The organism is Flavobacterium sp. HBTb2-11-1 (assembly GCF_009826975.1).
GTDB lineage: Bacteria > Bacteroidota > Bacteroidia > Flavobacteriales > Flavobacteriaceae > Flavobacterium.
In genome coordinates, this window is the sequence record NZ_WUMO01000018.1 from 1 (window position 1) to 4,906 (window position 4,906).

2 tRNA genes and 2 rRNA genes are annotated in these 4,906 nt (G+C 50.3%); all 4 read right to left on the minus strand.

From position 1 onward, the window contains the following. Position 1: 1 nt before the first annotated feature. A 23S ribosomal RNA gene (locus GR162_RS22025) occupies positions 2 to 2,884 on the minus strand. 110 nt (positions 2,885 to 2,994) lie between these two features. Next, positions 2,995 to 3,068 (minus strand) — tRNA-Ala (locus tag GR162_RS22030). Between the two features lie 93 nt (positions 3,069 to 3,161). Then, positions 3,162 to 3,235 (minus strand) — tRNA-Ile (locus GR162_RS22035). A gap of 129 nt (positions 3,236 to 3,364) precedes the next feature. Further along, positions 3,365 to 4,878, minus strand: a 16S ribosomal RNA gene (locus GR162_RS22040). The 16S and 23S rRNA genes sit together here with 2 tRNA genes alongside, the layout of an rRNA operon. Positions 4,879 to 4,906: the final 28 nt, after the last annotated feature.

Sequence of the window (4,906 nt, forward strand, 5' to 3'; positions counted from 1 at the left end):
TGTGCATAAGCTTACGGATTATTAGTACTGCTCGACTGTGGCATTACTGCCTTTACATCTGCAGCCTATCAACGTGGTCATCTTCCACGATCCTTAAAAGAAATCTCATCTTGTGGTGGGTTTCGCGCTTATATGCTTTCAGCGCTTATCCCTTCCAAACGTAGCTACTCTGCGGTGCCCCTGGCGGGACAACAGATACACTAGAGGTTTGTCCAATTCGGTCCTCTCGTACTAGAATCAGATCCACTCAAATTTCTAACGCCCGCAGTAGATAGAGACCGAACTGTCTCACGACGTTCTGAACCCAGCTCGCGTGCCACTTTAATGGGCGAACAGCCCAACCCTTGGGACCTTCTCCAGCCCCAGGATGTGACGAGCCGACATCGAGGTGCCAAACCCCCCCGTCGATATGAGCTCTTGGGGGAGATCAGCCTGTTATCCCCGGCGTACCTTTTATCCTTTGAGCGATGGCCCTTCCATGCGGAACCACCGGATCACTATGCTCTACTTTCGTACCTGATCGACCTGTATGTCTCTCAGTCAAGCTCCCTTATGCCATTGCACTCTGCGCACGGTTACCAAGCGTGCTGAGGGAACCTTTAGAAGCCTCCGTTACTCTTTTGGAGGCGACCACCCCAGTCAAACTACCCACCAAGCACTGTCCCCCACATCGCGGGGTTAGGCCTCAGATAAACAAAGGGTTGTATTTCAACAATGACTCCAAAGCGCCTGGCGACGCCCCTTCACAGTCTCCAACCTATCCTACACATCATTTATCCAAGGTCAATACTAAGCTATAGTAAAGGTGCACAGGGTCTTTTCGTCCCACTGCGGGTAAACGGCATCTTCACCGTTACTACAATTTCACCGAGCTCATGGCTGAGACAGTGTCCAGATCGTTACACCATTCGTGCAGGTCGGAACTTACCCGACAAGGAATTTCGCTACCTTAGGACCGTTATAGTTACGGCCGCCGTTTACTGGGGCTTCAATTCAATGCTTCTCCGAAGATAACATCTCCTCTTAACCTTCCAGCACCGGGCAGGTGTCAGGCCCTATACTTCATCTTGCGATTTTGCAGAGCCCTGTGTTTTTGATAAACAGTCGCCTGGACCTCTTCACTGCGGCCCACATCGCTGTGGGCGACCTTTCTCCCGAAGTTACAGGTCTATTTTGCCTAATTCCTTAGCCATGAATCTCTCGAGCACCTTAGGATTCTCTCCTCAACTACCTGTGTCGGTTTACGGTACTGGTTCTTACTGCCTGAAGTTTAGAGGTTTTTCTTGGAAGCCCTTAGGCGCACTATCTCTTTGTCCGAAGACTCCGAGTACTATCGCATTTCGCCATCTTCTACGGATTTGCCTGTAAAAGATATAGCTAGGTGCTTTAACGGACTATTCCGTCAGTCCGCGGCGCTTTCATCACTCCGTCACCCCATCACAGCAATAAGAAGTACGGGAATATTAACCCGTTGGCCATCGACTGCCCCTTTCGGGTTCGCCTTAGGTCCAGACTAACCCACAGCTGATTAGCATAGCTGTGGAAACCTTAGTTTTTCGGTGTGCGGGTTTCTCGCCCGCATTATCGTTACTTATGCCTACATTTTCTTTTCTGACCGGTCCAGCATACCTTACGATACGCCTTCAGCCCTGTCAGAATGCTCCCCTACCACTTTGTGTTGCCACAAAATCCATAGCTTCGGTAATATGCTTATGCCCGATTATTATCCATGCTCGTCCGCTCGACTAGTGAGCTGTTACGCACTCTTTAAATGAATGGCTGCTTCCAAGCCAACATCCTAGCTGTCTGGGCAGACAAACCTCGTTCTTTCAACTTAGCATATATTTGGGGACCTTAGCTGATGGTCTGGGTTCTTTCCCTCTCGGACTTGGACCTTAGCACCCAAGCCCTCACTGCTGTAAAACATTATATAGCATTCGGAGTTTGTCAGGAATTGGTAGGCGGTGAAGCCCCCGCATCCAATCAGTAGCTCTACCTCTATATAACTATTATCAGCGCTGCACCTAAATGCATTTCGGGGAGTACGAGCTATTTCCGAGTTTGATTGGCCTTTCACCCCTACCCACAGGTCATCCGAAGACTTTTCAACGTCAACCGGTTCGGTCCTCCACTGTGTGTTACCACAGCTTCAACCTGCCCATGGGTAGATCACACGGTTTCGCGTCTAACACTACTGACTAAAGCGCCCTATTCAGACTCGCTTTCGCTGCGGATCCATGGCTTAACCACTTATCCTTGCCAGCAGCGTTAACTCGTAGGCTCATTATGCAAAAGGCACGCCGTCACCCCACTAAAGGGCTCCGACCGCTTGTAGGCGCATGGTTTCAGGATCTATTTCACTCCGTTATTCACGGTTCTTTTCACCTTTCCCTCACGGTACTGGTTCACTATCGGTCTCTCAGGAGTATTTAGCCTTAGCGGATGGTCCCGCCGAATTCAGACAGGGTTTCACGTGCCCCGCCCTACTCAGGATACCGCTATCCATTACGCTCGTTGCCCATACGGGGCTGTCACCCTCTATGGCGCTCCTTTCCAGAAGCTTCCGGTTCCTTGCGCATGAAATGTCGCGGTCCTACAACCCCAGCTATGCCGTAACATAACTGGTTTGGGCTAATCCGCGTTCGCTCGCCACTACTTGCGGAATCACTTTTGTTTTCTTCTCCTCCGCCTACTTAGATGTTTCAGTTCAGCGGGTTTGCCCACCTATCGGTGTGCTATATCTTCAATATAGCGGGTTGCCCCATTCGGATATCTGCGGATCGATCGGTGTGTGCCCGTCCCCGCAGCTTTTCGCAGCTTATCACGTCCTTCATCGCCTCTGAGAGCCTAGGCATCCCCCATGCGCCCTTATTTTGCTTATTGCACTGTATCGGCATTGCATGCAATGCCTCTACGTGTTCTTTCTACTTTCTTATTATTTTCTTATCCCAATATGTCAATGAACTTTTACCTACCGTTTTTGCGATAGTTTCGTGGAGAATAACGGAGTCGAACCGTTGACCTCCTGCGTGCAAGGCAGGCGCTCTAGCCAGCTGAGCTAATCCCCCATTTTTTAGTGATGGGCTATTAGTTATGAGTTATGAATTATTTCTCATAAGGCCTCAACCTCTAAAATTTCCTTCTCTTCAAGCTTAAAAAAGTAGTCCCGGGCAGACTCGAACTGCCGACCCCTACATTATCAGTGTAGTACTCTAACCAGCTGAGCTACGAGACTCTGTTTTTTTTACTTAAAAGTTTATTTCTTTAAATTAACAGCAAGAGTAATGCAATTTCAAGACCCAAAACCTATAGCCAGGCATCTTATTTCCCAAACGTGCCTTGCGGCTAACGGTTCGGGCTCTAGAAAGGAGGTGTTCCAGCCGCACCTTCCGGTACGGCTACCTTGTTACGACTTAGCCCTAGTTACCAGTTTTACCCTAGGCAGCTCCTTGCGGTCACCGACTTCAGGCACCCCCAGCTTCCATGGCTTGACGGGCGGTGTGTACAAGGCCCGGGAACGTATTCACCGGATCATGGCTGATATCCGATTACTAGCGATTCCAGCTTCACGGAGTCGAGTTGCAGACTCCGATCCGAACTGTGACCGGCTTTATAGATTCGCTCCCCCTCGCGGGGTGGCTGCTCTCTGTACCGGCCATTGTAGCACGTGTGTAGCCCAAGGCGTAAGGGCCGTGATGATTTGACGTCATCCCCACCTTCCTCACAGTTTGCACTGGCAGTCTTGCTAGAGTTCCCGACATGACTCGCTGGCAACTAACAACAGGGGTTGCGCTCGTTATAGGACTTAACCTGACACCTCACGGCACGAGCTGACGACAACCATGCAGCACCTTGTAGACCGTCTTGCGAAAGGTCTGTTTCCAAACCGGTCAGTCTGCATTTAAGCCTTGGTAAGGTTCCTCGCGTATCATCGAATTAAACCACATGCTCCACCGCTTGTGCGGGCCCCCGTCAATTCCTTTGAGTTTCAAACTTGCGTTCGTACTCCCCAGGTGGGATACTTATCACTTTCGCTTAGCCACTGAACTTGCGCCCAACAGCTAGTATCCATCGTTTACGGCGTGGACTACCAGGGTATCTAATCCTGTTCGCTACCCACGCTTTCGTCCATCAGCGTCAATCCATTGGTAGCAACCTGCCTTCGCAATTGGTATTCCATGTAATCTCTAAGCATTTCACCGCTACACTACATATTCTAGTTGCTTCCCAATAATTCAAGTCCAGCAGTATCAATGGCCGTTCCACCGTTGAGCGATGGGCTTTCACCACTGACTTACAAGACCGCCTACAGACCCTTTAAACCCAATGATTCCGGATAACGCTTGGATCCTCCGTATTACCGCGGCTGCTGGCACGGAGTTAGCCGATCCTTATTCTTACGGTACCGTCAAGCTCCTACACGTAGGAGGGTTTCTTCCCGTACAAAAGCAGTTTACAATCCATAGGACCGTCATCCTGCACGCGGCATGGCTGGTTCAGGCTTGCGCCCATTGACCAATATTCCTCACTGCTGCCTCCCGTAGGAGTCTGGTCCGTGTCTCAGTACCAGTGTGGGGGATCTCCCTCTCAGGACCCCTACCCATCGTAGCCTTGGTAAGCCGTTACCTTACCAACCAGCTAATGGGACGCATGCTCATCTTCCACCGTTGTGACTTTAATTACTGGGTGATGCCACCCTGTAATGCTATGAGGTATTAATCCAAATTTCTCTGGGCTATCCCTCTGTGGAAGGCAGATTGCATACGCGTTACGCACCCGTGCGCCGGTCTCAAGCACCGAAGTGCTCTACCCCTCGACTTGCATGTGTTAAGCCTGCCGCTAGCGTTCATCCTGAGCCAGGATCAAACTCTTCATCGTATATTTTAATATTATTATTCGATGCTCT